The organism is Mesorhizobium sp. NFR06 (assembly GCF_900115245.1).
GTDB lineage: Bacteria > Pseudomonadota > Alphaproteobacteria > Rhizobiales > Rhizobiaceae > Mesorhizobium.
In genome coordinates, this window is sequence record NZ_FOVT01000002.1 from 509,941 (window position 1) to 526,240 (window position 16,300).

16 protein-coding genes are annotated in these 16,300 nt (G+C 64.9%); 9 read left to right on the plus strand and 7 right to left on the minus strand.

Annotated elements, in window-relative coordinates:
- Positions 1-10: 10 nt before the first annotated feature.
- From F3H96_RS06605 to F3H96_RS06620, 4 genes are all read right to left on the minus strand, one after another.
- The gene (locus tag F3H96_RS06605; protein WP_149791119.1) at positions 11-589 is read right to left on the minus strand and encodes a sarcosine oxidase subunit gamma; all 579 of its coding nucleotides are present in this window, start codon (positions 587-589) and stop codon (positions 11-13) included.
- Positions 582-3,575 carry a sarcosine oxidase subunit alpha gene (locus F3H96_RS06610; protein ID WP_149791120.1) on the minus strand — a complete coding sequence of 998 codons (2,994 nt, stop codon included), beginning with the start codon at positions 3,573-3,575 and terminating at the stop codon, positions 582-584. Before F3H96_RS06610 ends, F3H96_RS06605 begins: the two co-directional genes overlap by 8 nt.
- Positions 3,572-3,868, minus strand: coding sequence for a sarcosine oxidase subunit delta (locus tag F3H96_RS06615; RefSeq protein ID WP_149791121.1), 297 nt, complete (start codon positions 3,866-3,868; stop codon positions 3,572-3,574). Before F3H96_RS06615 ends, F3H96_RS06610 begins: the two co-directional genes overlap by 4 nt.
- Before the next feature lie 84 nt (positions 3,869-3,952).
- The gene (locus F3H96_RS06620) at positions 3,953-5,206 is read right to left on the minus strand and encodes a sarcosine oxidase subunit beta (protein ID WP_149791122.1); all 1,254 of its coding nucleotides are present in this window, start codon (positions 5,204-5,206) and stop codon (positions 3,953-3,955) included.
- A 213-nt stretch (positions 5,207-5,419) separates the two neighbouring features.
- Between F3H96_RS06620 and F3H96_RS06625 the strand changes: the two genes are divergently transcribed.
- From F3H96_RS06625 to F3H96_RS06665, 9 genes are all read left to right on the plus strand, one after another.
- Complete coding sequence (locus tag F3H96_RS06625) at positions 5,420-5,788, plus strand: YrdB family protein (RefSeq protein ID WP_149791123.1); 369 nt, start codon at positions 5,420-5,422, stop codon at positions 5,786-5,788.
- Between the two features lie 97 nt (positions 5,789-5,885).
- The gene (locus F3H96_RS06630; protein ID WP_149791124.1) at positions 5,886-6,644 is read left to right on the plus strand and encodes an SDR family oxidoreductase; all 759 of its coding nucleotides are present in this window, start codon (positions 5,886-5,888) and stop codon (positions 6,642-6,644) included.
- A gap of 113 nt (positions 6,645-6,757) precedes the next feature.
- Positions 6,758-7,150, plus strand: a complete 393-nt coding sequence (locus F3H96_RS06635; RefSeq protein WP_149791125.1) for an SET domain-containing protein-lysine N-methyltransferase — start codon at positions 6,758-6,760, stop codon at positions 7,148-7,150.
- Positions 7,151-7,323: 173 nt separating this feature from the next.
- Entirely contained in the window at positions 7,324-7,587 is a 264-nt protein-coding gene (gene rpsU, locus F3H96_RS06640; protein WP_149791126.1) for a 30S ribosomal protein S21, read from the plus strand.
- A gap of 134 nt (positions 7,588-7,721) precedes the next feature.
- Positions 7,722-8,573 (plus strand): tetratricopeptide repeat protein, encoded by an 852-nt coding sequence (locus F3H96_RS06645; protein ID WP_149791127.1) that lies wholly within the window; start codon positions 7,722-7,724, stop codon positions 8,571-8,573.
- Positions 8,574-8,796: 223 nt separating this feature from the next.
- Positions 8,797-9,273 carry a DUF992 domain-containing protein gene (locus tag F3H96_RS06650; RefSeq protein ID WP_149791128.1) on the plus strand — a complete coding sequence of 159 codons (477 nt, stop codon included), beginning with the start codon at positions 8,797-8,799 and terminating at the stop codon, positions 9,271-9,273.
- Between the two features lie 338 nt (positions 9,274-9,611).
- Positions 9,612-10,070, plus strand: coding sequence for a hypothetical protein (locus F3H96_RS06655; RefSeq protein ID WP_149791129.1), 459 nt, complete (start codon positions 9,612-9,614; stop codon positions 10,068-10,070).
- Positions 10,071-10,240: 170 nt separating this feature from the next.
- On the plus strand, positions 10,241-11,692 hold the full coding sequence (locus F3H96_RS06660; RefSeq protein ID WP_188131310.1) for an MFS transporter: 1,452 nt from the start codon (positions 10,241-10,243) through the stop codon (positions 11,690-11,692).
- Between the two features lie 145 nt (positions 11,693-11,837).
- Positions 11,838-12,203 carry a VOC family protein gene (locus F3H96_RS06665; RefSeq protein WP_149791130.1) on the plus strand — a complete coding sequence of 122 codons (366 nt, stop codon included), beginning with the start codon at positions 11,838-11,840 and terminating at the stop codon, positions 12,201-12,203.
- A gap of 11 nt (positions 12,204-12,214) precedes the next feature.
- Here the strand turns inward: F3H96_RS06665 and coaBC are convergent, their stop codons facing one another.
- From coaBC to ubiE, 3 genes are all read right to left on the minus strand, one after another.
- Complete coding sequence (gene coaBC / locus F3H96_RS06670) at positions 12,215-13,687, minus strand: bifunctional phosphopantothenoylcysteine decarboxylase/phosphopantothenate--cysteine ligase CoaBC (RefSeq protein ID WP_210248149.1); 1,473 nt, start codon at positions 13,685-13,687, stop codon at positions 12,215-12,217.
- Between the two features lie 73 nt (positions 13,688-13,760).
- On the minus strand, positions 13,761-15,335 hold the full coding sequence (ubiB, locus tag F3H96_RS06675; RefSeq protein WP_149791131.1) for a 2-polyprenylphenol 6-hydroxylase: 1,575 nt from the start codon (positions 15,333-15,335) through the stop codon (positions 13,761-13,763).
- 58 nt (positions 15,336-15,393) lie between these two features.
- Positions 15,394-16,170 (minus strand): bifunctional demethylmenaquinone methyltransferase/2-methoxy-6-polyprenyl-1,4-benzoquinol methylase UbiE, encoded by a 777-nt coding sequence (ubiE, locus tag F3H96_RS06680; RefSeq protein ID WP_149791132.1) that lies wholly within the window; start codon positions 16,168-16,170, stop codon positions 15,394-15,396.
- Positions 16,171-16,300: the final 130 nt, after the last annotated feature.

The window sequence follows — 16,300 nt, forward strand, 5'->3', positions numbered from 1 at the left end:
GGTCGGGAAATCAGTTCGCCGCGTCGCTCGCCGCTTCCGACAGCAGAGTAAAGACATAGTCCGACAAGGAACGCCAGCACTCCACGCGGAACGCGTCGGCGGCGGTGCGCATCAGCACGATCTCGGATTTGCCCAGAATGGTGCGCGAGGCCGCTCCGACCGGAAACGCATCGAGCGACAGGTCCTGCGGGCAGCCGGCATTGACCGTCACGGCGGCTGCCGGCCCAGTGACCGAGATCGCGACATTGCGGTGCGAGATACCGACCGCCGAATGCAGCGCCGAGACCTTGGCACAGTCGGCCAGCGGATCCTTGCCGGCCTCGTCGATGATCAGCCACTCGTCCGGCCCGAGCCACAGCGCGGTGCGCCCGCCCTTCGTGGCCGAGGTTTTCGGCTTGGCCGGCAAGGTCACGCCGAGCGCCTTGGAGAGAGCAGCGAGCGAAGCCTGCGGCGCGCGCAGCGAGATGCGCTCGGCCGGCGGCAAGATCTCGACCTTGACGCCCGCGGCCGACACCGCGCGGCCGGCAAGTGCTGGACGCCGCTCGACGGAAGGCGAGGCGGCGTTTGTCTTGGCGGCGGCCTTAGCCATTGAGGCGTTCTCCCTTCTCGTCGACGAACACCATGCCTGTGACCTCAACTTCGATCGTGCCGTTCGGCATCGGCACGTAAAGCGTCTCACCCATGCGGTCGCGGCCACCGGCGACCAGCGCCAGCGCGATCGAGCGTCCGCAATTCTCCGACCAGTAGCTGGAGGTGACATGGCCGATCATCTTCATCGGGATCGCCTGCTTCGGATCCGCGACGATCTGCGCGCCTTCCTCCAGCACCACCTTCGGGTCCTTTGTCTTCAATCCAACGAGCTGCTTGCGGCCCTTGGCCACCAGGTCCGGCCGGGCCAGGCCACGAATGCCGACGAAGTCGGTCTTCTTCTTGCCGACCGCCCAGTCGAGCCCGGCATCGTTCGGCGTTACCGTGCCGTCGGTGTCCTGGCCGACGATGATGTAGCCCTTTTCGGCGCGCAGCACGTGCATCGTTTCGGTACCGTAGGCAGCAGCGCCATGTTTCTGCCCTTCGGCCCACAGCGCTTCCCAGACGGCCTCGCCATAATCGGCTGGCACGTTGACCTCGAAGCCGCGCTCGCCGGTGAAGGACATGCGGAACAGCCTAGTTGGCACGCCGCAGATCCTGCCCTCGCGCACCGACATATGCGGCAGCGCCTCGTCCGACATATCGATGCCCTCGACCAGCGGCGCGATGATGTCGCGCGACTTCGGGCCTTGCACGGCAATCACCGCCCACTGCTCGGTGATCGAGGTCAGCCAGACATTGAGATGCGGAAACTCGGTCTGGAGATAATCCTCCATGTGATGCATGACGCGCGGCGCGCCGCCAGTCGTCGTCGTCACATGGAAACGGTCCGGCGCCAGCCTGCCGACGACGCCGTCGTCATAGATGAAGCCGTCCTCGCGCAGCATGATGCCATAGCGGCAGCGGCCGGGCTCAAGCTTCTCCCATGGGTTGGTGTAGAGCAGTTCCATGAACTTCGCCGCGTCCGGCCCGACCACCTCGATCTTGCCGAGCGTCGAGGCGTCGAACAGGCCGGCCGTCTTGCGCACCGTCACGCATTCGCGATCGACGGCGGCGTGCATGTCCTCGCCCGCCTTGGGGAAATACCAGGCGCGCTTCCACTGGCCGACATCCTCGAACACCGCGCCATGCGAAGCAGCCCAGCCATGCGTTGCCGTGCGGCGGGTCGGGTCGAACAGCGCACCACGCGCGTGGCCGACGATCGAGCCGAACGTGACCGGCGTGTAAGGCGCTCGGAACGTGGTGAGGCCGACCTGCGGGATCGGCTTGCCGAGTTCCTCGGCGGCGATCGCCAGGCCGTGCATGTTGGACGTCTTGCCCTGGTCGGTCGCCATGCCGTTGGTGGTGAAGCGCTTGACGTGCTCGATCGAGCGCATGCCTTCATGCACCGCCTGGCGGATGTCCTTGGCGGTGACGTCGTTCTGGAAATCGACGAACGCCTTGACGGTTGTGCCCGGCCCGGCGCCGGGCGCTGCGCCAAGCATGCCGCGCGACCAGCTCTCCGACGCATCGACCTTCGGCTTGATGCCCTTGCCAGTCTTCGCACCGGCATCCTTCGCCGCCTTGGCGCCAGCCGCATAGGCCTCGTCCACCGTCGCCGACAGGCCGTCAGTGCCGTTGCAGGCGCCGACCGAGACGCAATCCTGCGCATAGGTGCCGGGCACGAAGCGCTTGGTCTCGTCGTTGAAGGCGACCTTGCCGCGCGATTGCGAGAACAGATGCACCGACGGCGTCCAGCCGGCCGACATCAGGATCGCGTCAACGGGAATAGTGCGTTCGCCGCCGCCATTCTTCGGCTGCACGGTCATCGACGACACGCGCAGCTTGCCGCCGGCGCTGACCACGGCACGGCCGAAATTGATCTCGATGCCGAGCGCCCTCGCCTCGTCGATCACCGGCCCCGACGGATTGTCGCGCAGATCGACGATGGCCGCGACATTGACGCCGGCCTTCTTGAGGTCGATGGCCGCGGCATAGGCGGAATCGTTTGCCGTATAGACGCCGACATTCCTGCCGACCGCGACGCCAAAGTGATTGAGGTAGGTGCGCGCCGCCGAAGCGAGCATCACGCCTGGACGATCGTTGTTGGCGAACACCATATGGCGCTCGATGGCGCCGGTCGCGATCACGACCCGCCTGGCGCGGACCTGCCACAGGCGTTCGCGCGCCAGCTCGCGGCCCGGGCTTTTGAGATGGTCGCTGACCCGCTCGACCAGGCCTACGAAATTCTGCGCGTAGTAGCCGAAGGCAGTCGTGCGCGACAGCACGCGCACATTGTCCATAGCCTTGAGCTTCGCGACCGCGGCCTGCGCCCAGGAATAGCCGTTCTCGCCGTCGATCTTGGCGCCGCTCTCGAAGCGCAGGCTGCCGCCGAATTCGGCCTGCTCGTCGGCGAGGATCACCCGCGCGCCGGTCTCGGCCGCGGCAAGCGCCGCCGCGATACCGGCGGCGCCGCCGCCCAGCACCAGCACCTCGCAATGCGCGTAGCGCGCGGCGTAGTGGTCCGGGTCCGGCTTATCGGGAGAAACGCCAAGGCCGGCAGCGGCGCGGATCTTCGGCTCGTAAAGGTTCTTCCAGGCCGACTTCGGCCACATGAAGGTCTTGTAGTAGAAGCCGGCCGAAAACAGCGGCGAGGCGATGTCGTTGACCGCGCCGACGTCGAAGGCGAGCGAGGGCCAGCGATTCTGCGAGTTGGCGGTCAGCCCGTCATAGAGCTCCTGCACGGTCGCCCGCACATTCGGCGTCTTGCGCGCATCGTCGCGCACGATCTGCACCAGCGCGTTGGGTTCCTCCGCGCCGGCCGAGAGGAAGCCGCGCGGCCGGTGATATTTGAAGGAGCGGCCGACCAGGTGCACGCCATTGGCAAGCAGCGCCGAGGCCAGCGTATCGCCCTCGATGCCGGTGTAGGATTTGTCGTCGAAGCTGAACGACGCGGTCTTCGCCTGGCTCAGGCGCCCGGCGCCGGGGATGCGGAAGGCGGCGTTCATTTCGAGGCTCCAGGCAGCTTCTCGGGCTTGGGCTCGCCGGCCTTGTAGGTCATGACGAACTTGTCGGTGACGGTGTCGCGCACGGCGTTGAAGAAGCGCGCGCAGCCGTGGATATGCCGCCAGCGCTCGTAGATGACGCCTTTCGGGTTGGCGCGGATGAAGAAGAATTTTTCGAAATCGTCGTCGCTCTCGGCGGCAATGTTGGCCGAGCGCGCGATATGCGCCTCGCCGGCATTGCGGAACTCGAGTTCCGGGCGCTCTTCCTCGCAATAGGGGCAGCGGATGAGAAGCATCTGGGTGATCCTAGAATTTGCCGTGACCGACGCGGGCGCCGGCCGGTTGATCGCAAAGCGGCTGAGGGGCCATTTCCGCCATCGTCAGTGCGCCACCGCGGCCGCGGCGGCTTCGTCGATGAGACGGCCGGTGCGGAAGCGCTCGAGCGTGAAGGGCGCGTTGATCGGATGCGGGTCGTCCTTGGCGATCGTATGCGCAAAGACGTGGCCCGAGCCGGGTGTGGCCTTGAAGCCGCCCGTGCCCCAGCCGCAATTGACGTAAAGGCCCGGCACCGGAGTTTTCGCCAGAATCGGCGAACGGTCGGGCGTGACGTCGACGATGCCGCCCCAGGAGCGCAACATCTTCATGCGCGTGAAGATCGGGAACATCTCGCAGATGGCGTCGAGCGTATGTTGCAGGATGTGCAGGCCGCCCGTCTGCGAATAGGAGACGTACTGGTCGGTGCCGGCGCCGATCACCAGCTCGCCCTTGTCGGACTGCGAAATATAGGCGTGCACGGTGTTCGACATCACCACGCAGGGCACCACCGGCTTGACCGGTTCCGACACCAGCGCCTGCAGCGGATAGCTTTCGAGCGGCATGCGCACGCCGGCCATGTTCATGATGACCGAGGAATGGCCGGCGGCGACCACCCCGACCTTCTTGGCGCCGATGAAGCCGCGCGTCGTCTCGACGCCGCTGACCGCGCCATTGGCCGCGCGCTTGATGCCGGTGACCTCGCAATTCTGGATGATGTGCACGCCGCGCGCCGAAGCGCCGCGCGCATAGCCCCAGGCGACGGCGTCGTGGCGCGCCGTGCCGCCGCGCCGCTGCAATGCCGCGCCCATCACCGGATAGCGCGCATCCTTGGAGATGTTGAGCGGCGGGCAGAACTCCTTCGCCTGCTCCGGCGTCAGCCATTCATTGTCGATGCCGTTGAGGCGGTTGGCGTGGACGTGGCGCTTCAACACCTGAACGTCGTGGACGTTATGCGCCAGCATCATAACGCCGCGCGCCGAATACATGACATTGTAGTTGAGCTCCTGGGAGAGCCCATCCCACAGCTTCAGCGCATGATCGTAGATGCCGGCGCTTTCGTCATAGAGATAGTTGGAGCGGATGATGGTGGTGTTGCGGCCGGTGTTGCCGCCGCCGAGCCAGCCCTTCTCCAGCACCGCGATGTTGGTGATGCCGTGCTCGCTCGCCAGATAATAGGCCGTCGCCAGGCCATGACCGCCGGCGCCGACGATGATGACGTCGTATTCCTTCTTCGGCTCGGGCGATGTCCACTGCTCTTCCCAGCCCTTGTGGCCGCGCATCGCCTCGCGGGCAATGGCGAATACCGAGTATTTCTTCACGTTCCAGCCTCGCGCCAGTAGCTTTCGCGGATTTGCGGCCGGGCATCCCTGTCCCGGCCTGCGAGGTGTATCACTAGCGAAACCACGCTGCCATCCTTGCGCTGTTTGCGACGGCGCTTGCCGTTTTGCGCCGTGGTCAGAATGTTGCATCCGGTCTGGCTTCAGCGGGGGTCTTCGGCGACACTTCCTGCTGCGTGACTCTGGGGGACGACGATGGGCAGCACCTGGTGGAATCTGACCTTGCGCTTTCTGCTCGAGCTTGCCGCGCTGCTTGGCCTCGGCATGGCGGACTGGAGTCTCTCGGCCGGGTTCTGGCGCTGGATTCTCGCCATCGCCTTGCCGCTCGTCGCGGCCGTGTTGTGGGGCACCTTCGCCGTGCTCGATGATCCGAGCCGGTCGGGCCGGGCGCCCGTGCCGGTGCCAGGCGCCGTCAGGCTGGCGTTGGAGCTCATCATCCTGTTCGGCGGCGCGACGGGTTTCTATCTGGCCGGTCATGCGTCCACCGGCATTGTCATGGCTCTGCTGGTTGCCCTCAGCTACGCCTTCTCACTGGACCGGCTGGCTTGGTTGTTGCGGCAGTAGCGCAGGAAGAGCCGGTTTCGGGTGGTCGCGATCATCCTCATTTGCGATCAAGCCCCGAACGCCGGTTGAGGCCGGCACAAAAGAAGGATGCCAAGACATGTTCACCCTCACCGGCAAGGTTGCCATCATCACCGGTGCCAGCTCCGGCATCGGCCGTGCCACGGCGAAGCTGTTCGCGGCGCAAGGCGCAAGTCTCGTCGTCGCCGCGCGTCGGCAGCAGGAGCTGGGCGCGCTTGTCGACGAAATCGAGGCGGACGGCGGCACGGCGGCCGCGCTTGCCGGCGATGTAAGAGACGAGGCCCATGCGAAGGCCCTGGTCGAACTCGCCGTCGCAAGGTTTGGCAGCCTCGACATCGCCTTCAACAATGCCGGTGCAGTCGGCGAGATGGGACCGGTGCCCGACATGGCGCCGGCGACCTGGCACGACACGATCGATACCAACCTAACCAGCGCCTACCTCGCCGCCAGGCATCAGATACCGGCGATGCTGGAGCGCGGCGGCGGCTCGCTGATCTTCACCTCGAGCTTCGTCGGCTACACCGCCGGCATGCCGGGCATGGCGGCCTATGCCGCCGCCAAGGCCGGGCTGATCGGGCTGACGCAGGTGCTGGCCGCCGAATACGGCCCGAGGGGACTGCGCGTCAACGCGCTGCTGCCCGGCGGCACCGACACCCCCGGCGCAACCACGACCACGCCCGAGGCGCGCGCGTTCGTCGAAGGCATCCATGCCTTGAAGCGGATGGCGCAGCCGCAGGAGATCGCCCGCTCGGCGCTTTATCTGGCTTCCGACGCCTCGAGTTTCACCACCGGCACGGCGCTGTTTGCCGATGGCGGCGTCTCGATCAACCGGACGTGAGGCATTTCGCGGTCGCTGCCGGCAACGATCGACCACAAAGCCGCCCGACCGATCTTGCTTTTTCAACCTGATTTGGCGATTCGGTGGGGCAGGACTTCTGTTCGAGGACGGACATGCTGCTGATCAGGACATACGTTGCGCAGAGCGCCATCGAAGGCGTCGGCGTCTTCGCCGCTGAGCCGATCCGGAAGGGCGCCTCGATCTGGCGCCTCGATCCGGATTTCGACCGGCTGATCCCGATGGAAAAATATGAGACCGCGCCCTCGCATCTGAGGGAACTGCTCGATCGCTACGCCTATCCCAGCCCAGACAGGCCTGGCTTCATGGTCTATGAGGTCGACAATGGCCGCTTCATGAACCATTCGGAACGGCCGAACACGGATTTCTCGCAATATGGCGGCGCTACCGCTACCCGCGACATTGCCGCGGGCGAGGAAATCACCTGCGACTATGGCGAGTTTTTCGAGGACTTTGCCCGCCTCCATTTGGCGGCGGCGGATGGCTGAGGCCCGGCCGGGCGCAGCACTGCGGTTTTTGATTGCCGTTTCCAGCAATCAGCGGTGGACAGCCCAGCGTGATTCTGCTATCAGCCGCCACAATTCGCGGTGCAGCTTGCCGCGGAGGCATTTCGGCTATGGCTGTTTGCCTAACGATTTCAAACCCGAAGACAGGATTGCCCGTGCAGGTACTCGTCCGCGACAACAACGTTGATCAGGCGCTTCGCGCGCTGAAGAAAAAGATGCAGCGCGAAGGTATTTTCCGCGAAATGAAGATGCGCGGTCACTATGAGAAGCCGTCCGAGAAGCGTGCCCGCGAGAAGGCGGAAGCCGTGCGCCGCGCCCGCAAGCTGGCCCGCAAGCGCGCCCAGCGCGAAGGCCTGCTGCCGATGACTCCGCGTCCGGCTCCGGCCGGTGCAGGTGGCGCGCCGCGTTCGCCGCGCTGATACGCCAATTTTTCGTCCTTTTCGAGGGATACCGAGGGTGGCGCGATGCGGAATCGCCGCCACCTTTTTGTTTGTGTATTGGGGCCGGTTCGGAGAGGGAACGGACTGACGGCGCTGCGGCAGTGAGGACAAAGATGAACGCAATTTCCGTGGAGCGCAGAACCGCTTTTCGCGGCTTCGCCCTGACGGCGGCCCTGTTTTCGGGCCTAGCGCTTGCAGCATGCCAGACAACCCCGACAGGCGAGTTCAACTCAATCGACAAGGCGCAAGGCTCGAGCGAGAACATCTCCTCGCTTTCGGCAGTCATCCAGCGCAATCCGCAGGATCCCGAGGGCTACAACGTGCGTGGTTCGGCCTATGGCCGCGGCGGCCAGTACCAGGCGGCGCTGAAGGACTTCAACCAGGCCATTCAGCTCAATCCGAATTTCTACCAGGCCTATTCGAACCGCGCGCTGATCCAGCGCTTCCTCGGCAATCAGGAAGCAGCCCTGGCCGACTACAACCGGTCGATCCAGATCAACGCCAATTACGACGCCGCCTATATCGGCCGCGGCAATCTCTACCGCAAGGCGGGCCGCACCCAGGATGCCTTCAACGACTTCCAGAAGGCGATACAGCTCGACACCACGGACGCGCGCGCCTACCACAATCGCGGCCTCATCTATCAAAGCCAGGGCCAGCACAAATTCGCCATCGAGGATTTCTCGACCGCCATCTCGCTGGCTCCGGACGCCGCCGAGCCCTACAACGGCCGCGGCCTTTCCTATCTGGCGACGGGCGATGAGGACAACGCCTTCAGCGATTTCAATATGGCCATTAAGCTTGACGGCAAGAATGCCGAGGCCTGGGCCAACCAGGCGCTGATCTATGAGCGGCGCGGCGACAAGGCACGGGCGGCCAAGTCCTACCGCGAGGCTATCCATCTCGACCCGAACTACCAGCCTGCCAAGGACGGCCTGGCGCGCACCGGCGGCAACGCCAGCTGATCGGAAGCTGACACACCGGAACGGGGTGTTGCACGACACGTAGGCGTCGTCCCCGGTCGACGACAGCGACCGCAGCGTCGCGGCGCGGACACGCCGATAGCGATCCGTTAACCGCCCAGGCAATGCGTTAACCTTTGCCATGTTCGCGCCAAGTTTTCGGCGGAACGCTCCGCGCACCTCGATCGTTTAAGCCGGGGCCAATTTTCGCGAAAGGACCTTTCCAATGATCAAAACACTTGCCTGTGCCGCTGCCGCGCTTACCGCCACGGTCCTCGCTTCTCCGGTCAGCGCCGGCACGCTCCGGCTCGGCACGCTCGATTGCACGATCGACGGCGGCGTCGGCTACGTCATCACGTCGAATAAGGGCGTGTCCTGCGTCTTCCGGCCCTCTCATCACGGGCCGGCCGAGATTTACACCGGGATGATCTCCAAGCTCGGCGTCGATGTCGGCAAGACCCATCAGGGCCAGCTCGTCTGGGCGGTCCTGGCCGCCACTCCCAAGCATGCTGCGGGGGACCTCGCCGGTAGTTATTACGGTGTCAATGCCGAGGCGAGCGTGGTGACCGGCGGCGGCGCCAACGTCCTGGTCGGCGGATGGAACAGCGCCTTCATGCTTGAGCCGCTCAGCGTCCAGGCGCAGACCGGCGTCAATCTGGCCGTAGCGGTGGCGTCGCTGGATCTGGTTCATTCCTACAAGTAACTGCCGCGAGACTACGGCACTCCGAAGGGCCGCGCCCGCAACGAAGGGTGCGGCTTCCGCGCATATGATGCATGCCGCTCAGAAGTGTGCAGCGGTTCTGTGACAACGACATGCATCAAAACAAAGACTTAAAGCGCGTCGCCTGAAGCCGTTTCAGCGCGACGCCTCATCGCCAACACGCCCGCAATCCAGAACGCAGGCCTCGACTGGCAAGGACTGGAGGCACGTCAGTGGGCCAACGATGACCCTACCGCGGTGGTTCACTGCGAATTCGAAGGAGCCGGCGTCTACGACCTTATGATCGCGTGCCTTGCCGCGATCCCCGTTGCCACCGCGGGGTGGTTTGCGCCATTCCCTTCTTCGGCTGGATCGCCTGCGCGATCCTGACGGTAATCGCAGCGGCAATTGTCATAGTCGGAGGCATCGTTGGCCTTCTCGACACAGCAAATCCCGCCGATCTCGACGAAAATCTCGGCGATCTTCATGTCAATGACCCGACGAGGCGAGGTGCCGACATCCTGTTCGTCAAGGGGACGTGGGTCTATGATTCCGCTCACGAAGGCTGGAATGAAATCCACCCGATCAAGCACTGTCAGAAGATCGGCACCTGGAACGGCAGCTGGAATGAATCTCCGATTCCAGAAGGCAGCCCCACCCGCTGGTGCGAAGCCGTGAATTCGGCTGGCTCGCCGCTGACCGTCGCTGCCCAGCAGGATCCGGAAAACCAGTGGACCATACACCCTGTGATAGACGGCTGCCGACCTGTGTCCGAAGCCGAGCCAAGCCCGATTCACTGACATACTCCGCGAGCATTCACCCTTCCTGTGCCCAGCGCACCTCCCGCAAACATTCGTGAGGAAGCCTCTTGAGCTCAACCGCGCTTGAGGTTCTACAAGCCCTGCCGAACTGGATCTGGCGCCTCGTTCGCAATGCCGATGAGTTGCAGAAAAACAAGCAGGAGATCGACGTGACGGCGGCAAGCGGCACCAAGGTGACCAAAAACAAGGTGGACTGGCGGGCGCTTTGGGCAAGCGGCGACCTGGCGCGCTTCTGCTTCATCAGCCTGGGTATCCTGCTGCATGCCACCAATGAGACGATGGTGGCGACGGTGATGCCGGCCATGGTCGGCGAACTGGCGGGCGTGCAGCTGGTTGGGTGGTCGCTGGCGATCTACGAACTCGGCGCCATTGTCGCGGGGGCCGCGGCCGGGCGACTGGTGAGCTATGTCGCGCTGCGCTCCAACATGATGGTCGCCACCCTGCTTTACGCGGCAGGCGCGCTGATCTGCGCGACGGCACCGTCGATGCCGCTGTTCCTCGCCGGACGCCTTGTCGAGGGACTTGGCGGCGGCGCGCTCGTGTCGCTCGCCTTCGTCTCGGTCGAGCGCCTGTTTGCGCGCAACATCTGGCCGCAGCTGTTCGGCATCATGTCGGCGGTCTGGGGCGTCGCCGCTTTCAGCGGACCGATGCTCGGCGCGATCATGACAGAGTACCTGTCGTGGCGCTGGGCCTTCGGCGCCTTCACTTTCGGTGGTGCGGTGATGGCTCTGGCGAGCTTCATCGTGCTCGACACGCCCGAGGCGACGAAGGCTCAGGCGGGCAGCGGCACGGCGCCGCCCTTCCCCTATCCGGCGCTCGCTTGTCTGGCCGCCAGCGTTGTGCTGATCGCCGCCGCCGGCGTCGATATTGCACTCTTGCGCTCGTCGCTGCTGCTGACCCTCGGCATGATCGGACTGGCGCTGTTCTTCCGCATCGACGCTCTCAGACCGCGCTCGCGCCTCTTCCCGTCGCCCCTGTTCTCATGGCGCTCGCCGCTTGGCAGCGGCATGACCATGGTTGCGGCGTTTTCGGTCGCCACTTGCACCTTTACCATTTATGGGCCACTGCTCCTGACCACGCTTCACGGCATTCCGTTGCTCACCACCGGCTACATCATCGCTGCCGAGTCGATCGCTTGGTCGATCCTGTCGATCCTCATCGCCAACGCGCCGCTGGAGCGTGAACGCGCGATCATTGTCATTGGCGCGCTGATGATCGCCTCGGGCCTTGCCGGTTTCGCCTACGCAATTCCCGCAGGCTCGATCCCGCTGATCCTGCTCTGCGCCCTGCTGCAGGGCGGCGGCTTCGGCGTCTGCTGGCCGTTCCTCACGCGCGTCATTGTCGCTTCGGCCCGCGACGGCGAGCAGACCATCGCGTCAGCCGCGGTGCCGACCATGCAGCGCATCGGCTACGCGGTCGGCGCCGCGCTTGCCGGTATCGTCGCCAACGCCAGTGGCTTCTCCGGCGGCCTTAACCGCGAGGCGGCCGCCGGCGTCGCCGGCTGGCTGTTTCTCGCCTTCGTGCCGCTCGGCATCGTCGGCTGTCTCGCTGCCTTCAGGATCTGGGGCACGGCGGGAAGGCTGCGGCAAGCCACCAGTTGATCACAGGCCAACCTGTGACACCGCTTTCCGTCAGGAATCGTGTCAAAACAAAGAGATAGAGTGTTTCCGAGAAACGGGCAAACGCTCTATATTGTCGCTCGCCTGTGGAATGCTATGAGGACGATTCCGCAGTGAGGATGGGCCGATGTCCGCCGTACGCTACTTTGTCCGTGACGTCCAGGAAGCGATCGCTTTTTACACGGATGTCCTGGAATTCGAGCTGATAGCGCAATATGGGCCTGCGATGGCCATCGTCAGGCGCGGTTCGTTGACGCTTTGGCTTGCCGGCCCCCGTTCGTCGGCCGCGCAGCCGACCGCCGAGGGGGAGACCCCTTCGGCCGGAGGCTGGAACAGAATAGTCTTGATCACCGACGATTTGACATCGCGCCAGGCGGGCATCGAAGCAGCGGGTTGCACGATACGGGTGCCGCTGAGGACCGGCCCCGGCGGATCGCAACTCGTCATCCTTGATCCTTCGGGAAACTCAATCGAACTCTTCGAGGAAGGCTGAGCCGCGGACGATCAGACGACGATCGTCTTCAGCCGCTCTGCAATAAGTGTCGCGAGCCGCGCCGCCACCTCGTCCTTGCCCATTTCGGGCCATTCCTCGACGCCCGCCTTCGACACGATCCGCACCTTGTTGCGGTCGCCGCCCATGACGCCTGAGGTTCCGATGCCGCTTTCCTGTGAAACGTCATTGGCGACGATGAAGTCCGCGCCCTTCTTCTTGAGCTTCGCCTCGGCATTGGCGATGAGGTCCTGTGTCTCGGCGGCGAAGCCAACGACGAGTCCCGGCCTGCGCGCGTGATGGCCGATGCCGGCAAGGATGTCGGGATTCTCCACCATCTGCAGCGAAGGCGGTCCCTTGCCCGGCACCTTCTTGATCTTCTCGCCGGCTGCGTTCGCTGTGCGCCAGTCGGCAACGGCGGCGACGAACACCGCTGCGTCCGCCGGCAGCATGCTCTCGACCGCATTCTTCATTTCGGCCGCGGTCTCGACATGAGTGGTCAAAACACCGGCCGGATCGGCGATGGTGACCGGGCCGGAGACGAGCCGCACATCGGCGCCGAGCCTTGCCAGCGCCGCAGCGATGGCATGGCCCTGTTTGCCGGACGACCGGTTGGCGATGTAGCGCACCGGGTCGATCGGCTCATGCGTCGGCCCCGAGGTGACGATTATCCTGCGCCCGGCAAGCGGCTTCGGCCTCCCGTCGAGCAGCGCCTCGATCGCCGCGACGATTTCCAACGGCTCGGCCATGCGGCCCTCGCCCGCCTCGTTGCTTTCCGCCATCTCGCCCCTGGCGGGACCGACAAAGGCGATGCCGTCCTTCTGCAGCGTCGCGCGATTGCGGCGCGTTGCCGGATGCCCCCACATTTTCGGGTTCATCGCCGGCGCCAGCAGCACCGGCTTGTCGGTGGCCAGAAGCACGGTCGAGGCAAGGTCGTTGGCATGACCGTTGGCGAGCTTCGCCATCAAGTCGGCGGTGGCCGGCGCCACGACTAGCAAATCGGCCTCGCGCGACAGCCTTATATGGCCGACGTCATGCTCGTCATGGCGATCGAACAGGTCGGTGAAAACACGGTCGGCCGAAAGCGCGCCGACCGACAGCGTGGTGACGAATTCCTGCGCGGCAGCCGTCATCACCACCCGGACCGAAGCGCCGCGCTCGCGCAGCCGCCGGATCAGGTCGAGCGTCTTGTAGGCGGCGATGCCGCCGCCAATGATGAGCAAGATGCGTTTGCCGGAAAGAGAGCCTCGCACGACGGGTCTGCCCGCAGCGGCGACAACCGGCGCCGCCTGCTCCTTCGAACCTGCCAGCGCACGCAGCGCCTCCTCGATCTGGTCAATGCGGTCGGCTCGCCCCGCCCGGCCTTCGACCGCGGCGCGGATCATCGCCCGCGCCTGCTCCTCCATCGAGCAGCCATTTTCGGCCGCAAGTTGCCGGAGCAGGTCCTTGACCTCATCATCGAGATTCCGGATCGTGATGCTGGCCATGTGATTGCACCCGCTTTCAGATAGCGCATGCAATGATAGCAATGCAATCAAATGCCCGCAAGCAGGATGCCAATCAGAGCAATTTCCACGCAATGTAGATCAACGTCAGCGCGATTACCCACAGCGCCACCCGGCCGGAGCGGGTATGCCGCGCTTCGGCCTTGCCGATGGCGCGGGCAGTCGCTTCGTCGAAACGCAGGCCGTTCTCGGCCATCAGGTCGATCTCGCGCGAGAGCCGTTCGGTGCGGGCGGCAATGTCCGGCGCCTGGCGCGCCAGCGCCAGCAGCGCCTTGGTGCCGTCGCGCGCATCGGTAAGCAGTCCGCGCGGACCGAGATTGCCGGCGATCCAGTCGCCGACCACCGGCTCGGACGTCTTCCACATGTTGAAGGCCGGATCGAGCGTGCGGGCGACGCCCTCGACCACGACCATGGTCTTCTGCAGCAGGATAAGCTCAGGCCGCGTCGCCATATCGAACAGTTCGGTGACCTCGAACAGCAAGGTCAGGAGCTTGGCCATCGAAATGGTGTCGGCCGACTGACCGTGGATCGGCTCGCCGATGGCGCGAATCGCCTGCGCGAAGGCCGAGACGTTGTGCTGGCGCGGCACATAGCCGGCCTCGAAATGCACCTCGGCGACGCGCTGGTAGTCGCGCACGATGAAGCCGTAGAGGATCTCGGCGAGGAAACGTCGCTCCTTCTTGCCGAGCCGCCCGGCAATGCCGAGATCGACGGCGACGATGGTGCCGTTGGCCTCGACGAACAGGTTCCCCGGATGCATGTCGGCGTGGAAGAAGCCGTCGCGTAGCGTGTGCCGCAGGAACGACTGGATGAGATTGGCGGCGATCGCCTTGAGGTCATGACCGGCAGCGGCAAGGCCGGCAATGTCGTTCATCTTGACGCCGTCGATCCATTCCATGGTGAGCACGTCGCGGCCGGTGCGCTCCCAGTCGACCACCGGCACGCGGAAGCCCGGATCGCCCTTGGTGTTCTCGCCGAGCTCCGAAAGCGCCGCCGCCTCGAGCCTGAGATCCATCTCGACCTTGGTGGTCTGCGCCAGCGTCTGGGTCACCTCGACCGGGCGCAGGCGGCGCGACGAGGGGATGTATCTCTCCTGCAGGTGGGCGGCGAGGAAATAGCTTTCGAGATCATGGAAAAAGCGCCGGCGCACGCCGGGCCGGATCACCTTGACCGCAACACGCGACGTCGCCCCCTCGCGAGCCACGTCGGCGCCGTGCACCTGCGCGATCGAAGCGGCGGCGACGGGATCGCCAAAGCTGGCATAGAGGTCGTCGATCTTGCGCCCGAGCGAGGCTTCGATCGCGTGAATCGCCTCCGCCTTCGGGAAGGTGTGCATCTTGTCCTGCAGGAGCGCGAGGTCCAGCGCCATGTCGTTGCCGACGACATCGGGCCGCGTCGCCAGGAACTGGCCGAGCTTGACATAGGAGGGTCCGAGCCGCACCACCGCTCGCGCCAGCCTGTCGCCGCGCTGATAGCTCAGCGCCCGGCGGCGGGTAAAAAGCCGCGCCACGCGCCAGCCGAATTTCGGCATGCCGGAAAGTTCTTCGCCCGGCAGTGCCGCGACGACGCCCTCACGCACCAGCACCCAACCGGCCCGGGCGAGCCTGAAGGCCGCGGCGACGCTGCTCATCGCCCTGCCTGTTTCAGAGGGGCTTGATTCAAAGCGGCCTGCTTCAACGGGTCCCGCCTCAAAGCTTCCAGCCGGAATGAAGGGCGGCGATGCCGCCCGAATAGTTGCGGAAAGTGACGCGATCGAAGCCGGCGCGGGTAATCATCGCCGCGAAATTCTGCTGGTTCGGGAACTTGCGGATCGATTCGACGAGATAGGAATAGGGCTCGCCATCGCCGGTGACCGCCTTGCCGATCCTGGGGATCGCGTTGAACGACCAGGTCTCATAGACTTTGTCGAGCAGCGGCATATCGACCTCGGAGAATTCGAGGCAGAGCAATCGGCCGCCGCGCTTCAGCACGCGATAGGCTTCGGCAAGGGCGACCTCGACGCGCGGCACATTGCGGATGCCGAAGGCGATCGTATAGACATCGAAGGTACCGTCCTCGAAAGGCAGCGCCTCGGCATTGGCCTCGACGAAGTCGGTGTTGGCCGCAAGGCCCAGTTTCTCGGCGCGGTCGCGACCGACACTCAGCATCGAGCCATTGATGTCGAGCACCGTGGCATGGGCCTGGCGCTGACTGGCCTCGACGATGCGGAAGGCGATGTCGCCGGTGCCGCCGGCAACATCGAGCACCTTCCAGCCCGGACGCTTCGGCGGGTTCAGCCAGGCGACCATCGCGTCCTTCCACAGCCGGTGCAGCCCGGCCGACATGAGATCGTTCATGAGGTCGTATCGCTTGGCCACCTTATGGAAGACGTCGTTGACGAGGGGCTGCTTCTCGCCCGCCCCGACCTTCTTGAAACCATAGGAGGTTTCCATGCCGCCCGCGGCCGTGGTTCTCTCAACTGACATTATTTTGATCCGTCATAAAACCGGCGGGACCATAGCCGATCGATTGTGCCGACGCTATTGTCCAAGGCGCGGTTTTCGGCCGCGCTTTCAAAACCCGGTCGGGAAACGTCACGCATGATTTTCTGGCCAG

Coding starts and splice junctions, on each gene's coding strand:
- F3H96_RS06605 (WP_149791119.1), bottom strand. CDS start 589: ATGGCTAAGGCCGCCGCCAAGACAAACGCCGCCTCGCCTTCCGTCGAG.
- F3H96_RS06610 (WP_149791120.1), bottom strand. CDS start 3,575: ATGAACGCCGCCTTCCGCATCCCCGGCGCCGGGCGCCTGAGCCAGGCG.
- F3H96_RS06615 (WP_149791121.1), bottom strand. CDS start 3,868: ATGCTTCTCATCCGCTGCCCCTATTGCGAGGAAGAGCGCCCGGAACTC.
- F3H96_RS06625 (WP_149791123.1), top strand. CDS start 5,420: ATGGGCAGCACCTGGTGGAATCTGACCTTGCGCTTTCTGCTCGAGCTT.
- F3H96_RS06630 (WP_149791124.1), top strand. CDS start 5,886: ATGTTCACCCTCACCGGCAAGGTTGCCATCATCACCGGTGCCAGCTCC.
- F3H96_RS06635 (WP_149791125.1), top strand. CDS start 6,758: ATGCTGCTGATCAGGACATACGTTGCGCAGAGCGCCATCGAAGGCGTC.
- F3H96_RS06645 (WP_149791127.1), top strand. CDS start 7,722: ATGAACGCAATTTCCGTGGAGCGCAGAACCGCTTTTCGCGGCTTCGCC.
- F3H96_RS06650 (WP_149791128.1), top strand. CDS start 8,797: ATGATCAAAACACTTGCCTGTGCCGCTGCCGCGCTTACCGCCACGGTC.
- F3H96_RS06665 (WP_149791130.1), top strand. CDS start 11,838: ATGTCCGCCGTACGCTACTTTGTCCGTGACGTCCAGGAAGCGATCGCT.
- coaBC (WP_210248149.1), bottom strand. CDS start 13,687: ATGGCCAGCATCACGATCCGGAATCTCGATGATGAGGTCAAGGACCTG.
- ubiB (WP_149791131.1), bottom strand. CDS start 15,335: ATGAGCAGCGTCGCCGCGGCCTTCAGGCTCGCCCGGGCCGGTTGGGTG.
- ubiE (WP_149791132.1), bottom strand. CDS start 16,170: ATGTCAGTTGAGAGAACCACGGCCGCGGGCGGCATGGAAACCTCCTAT.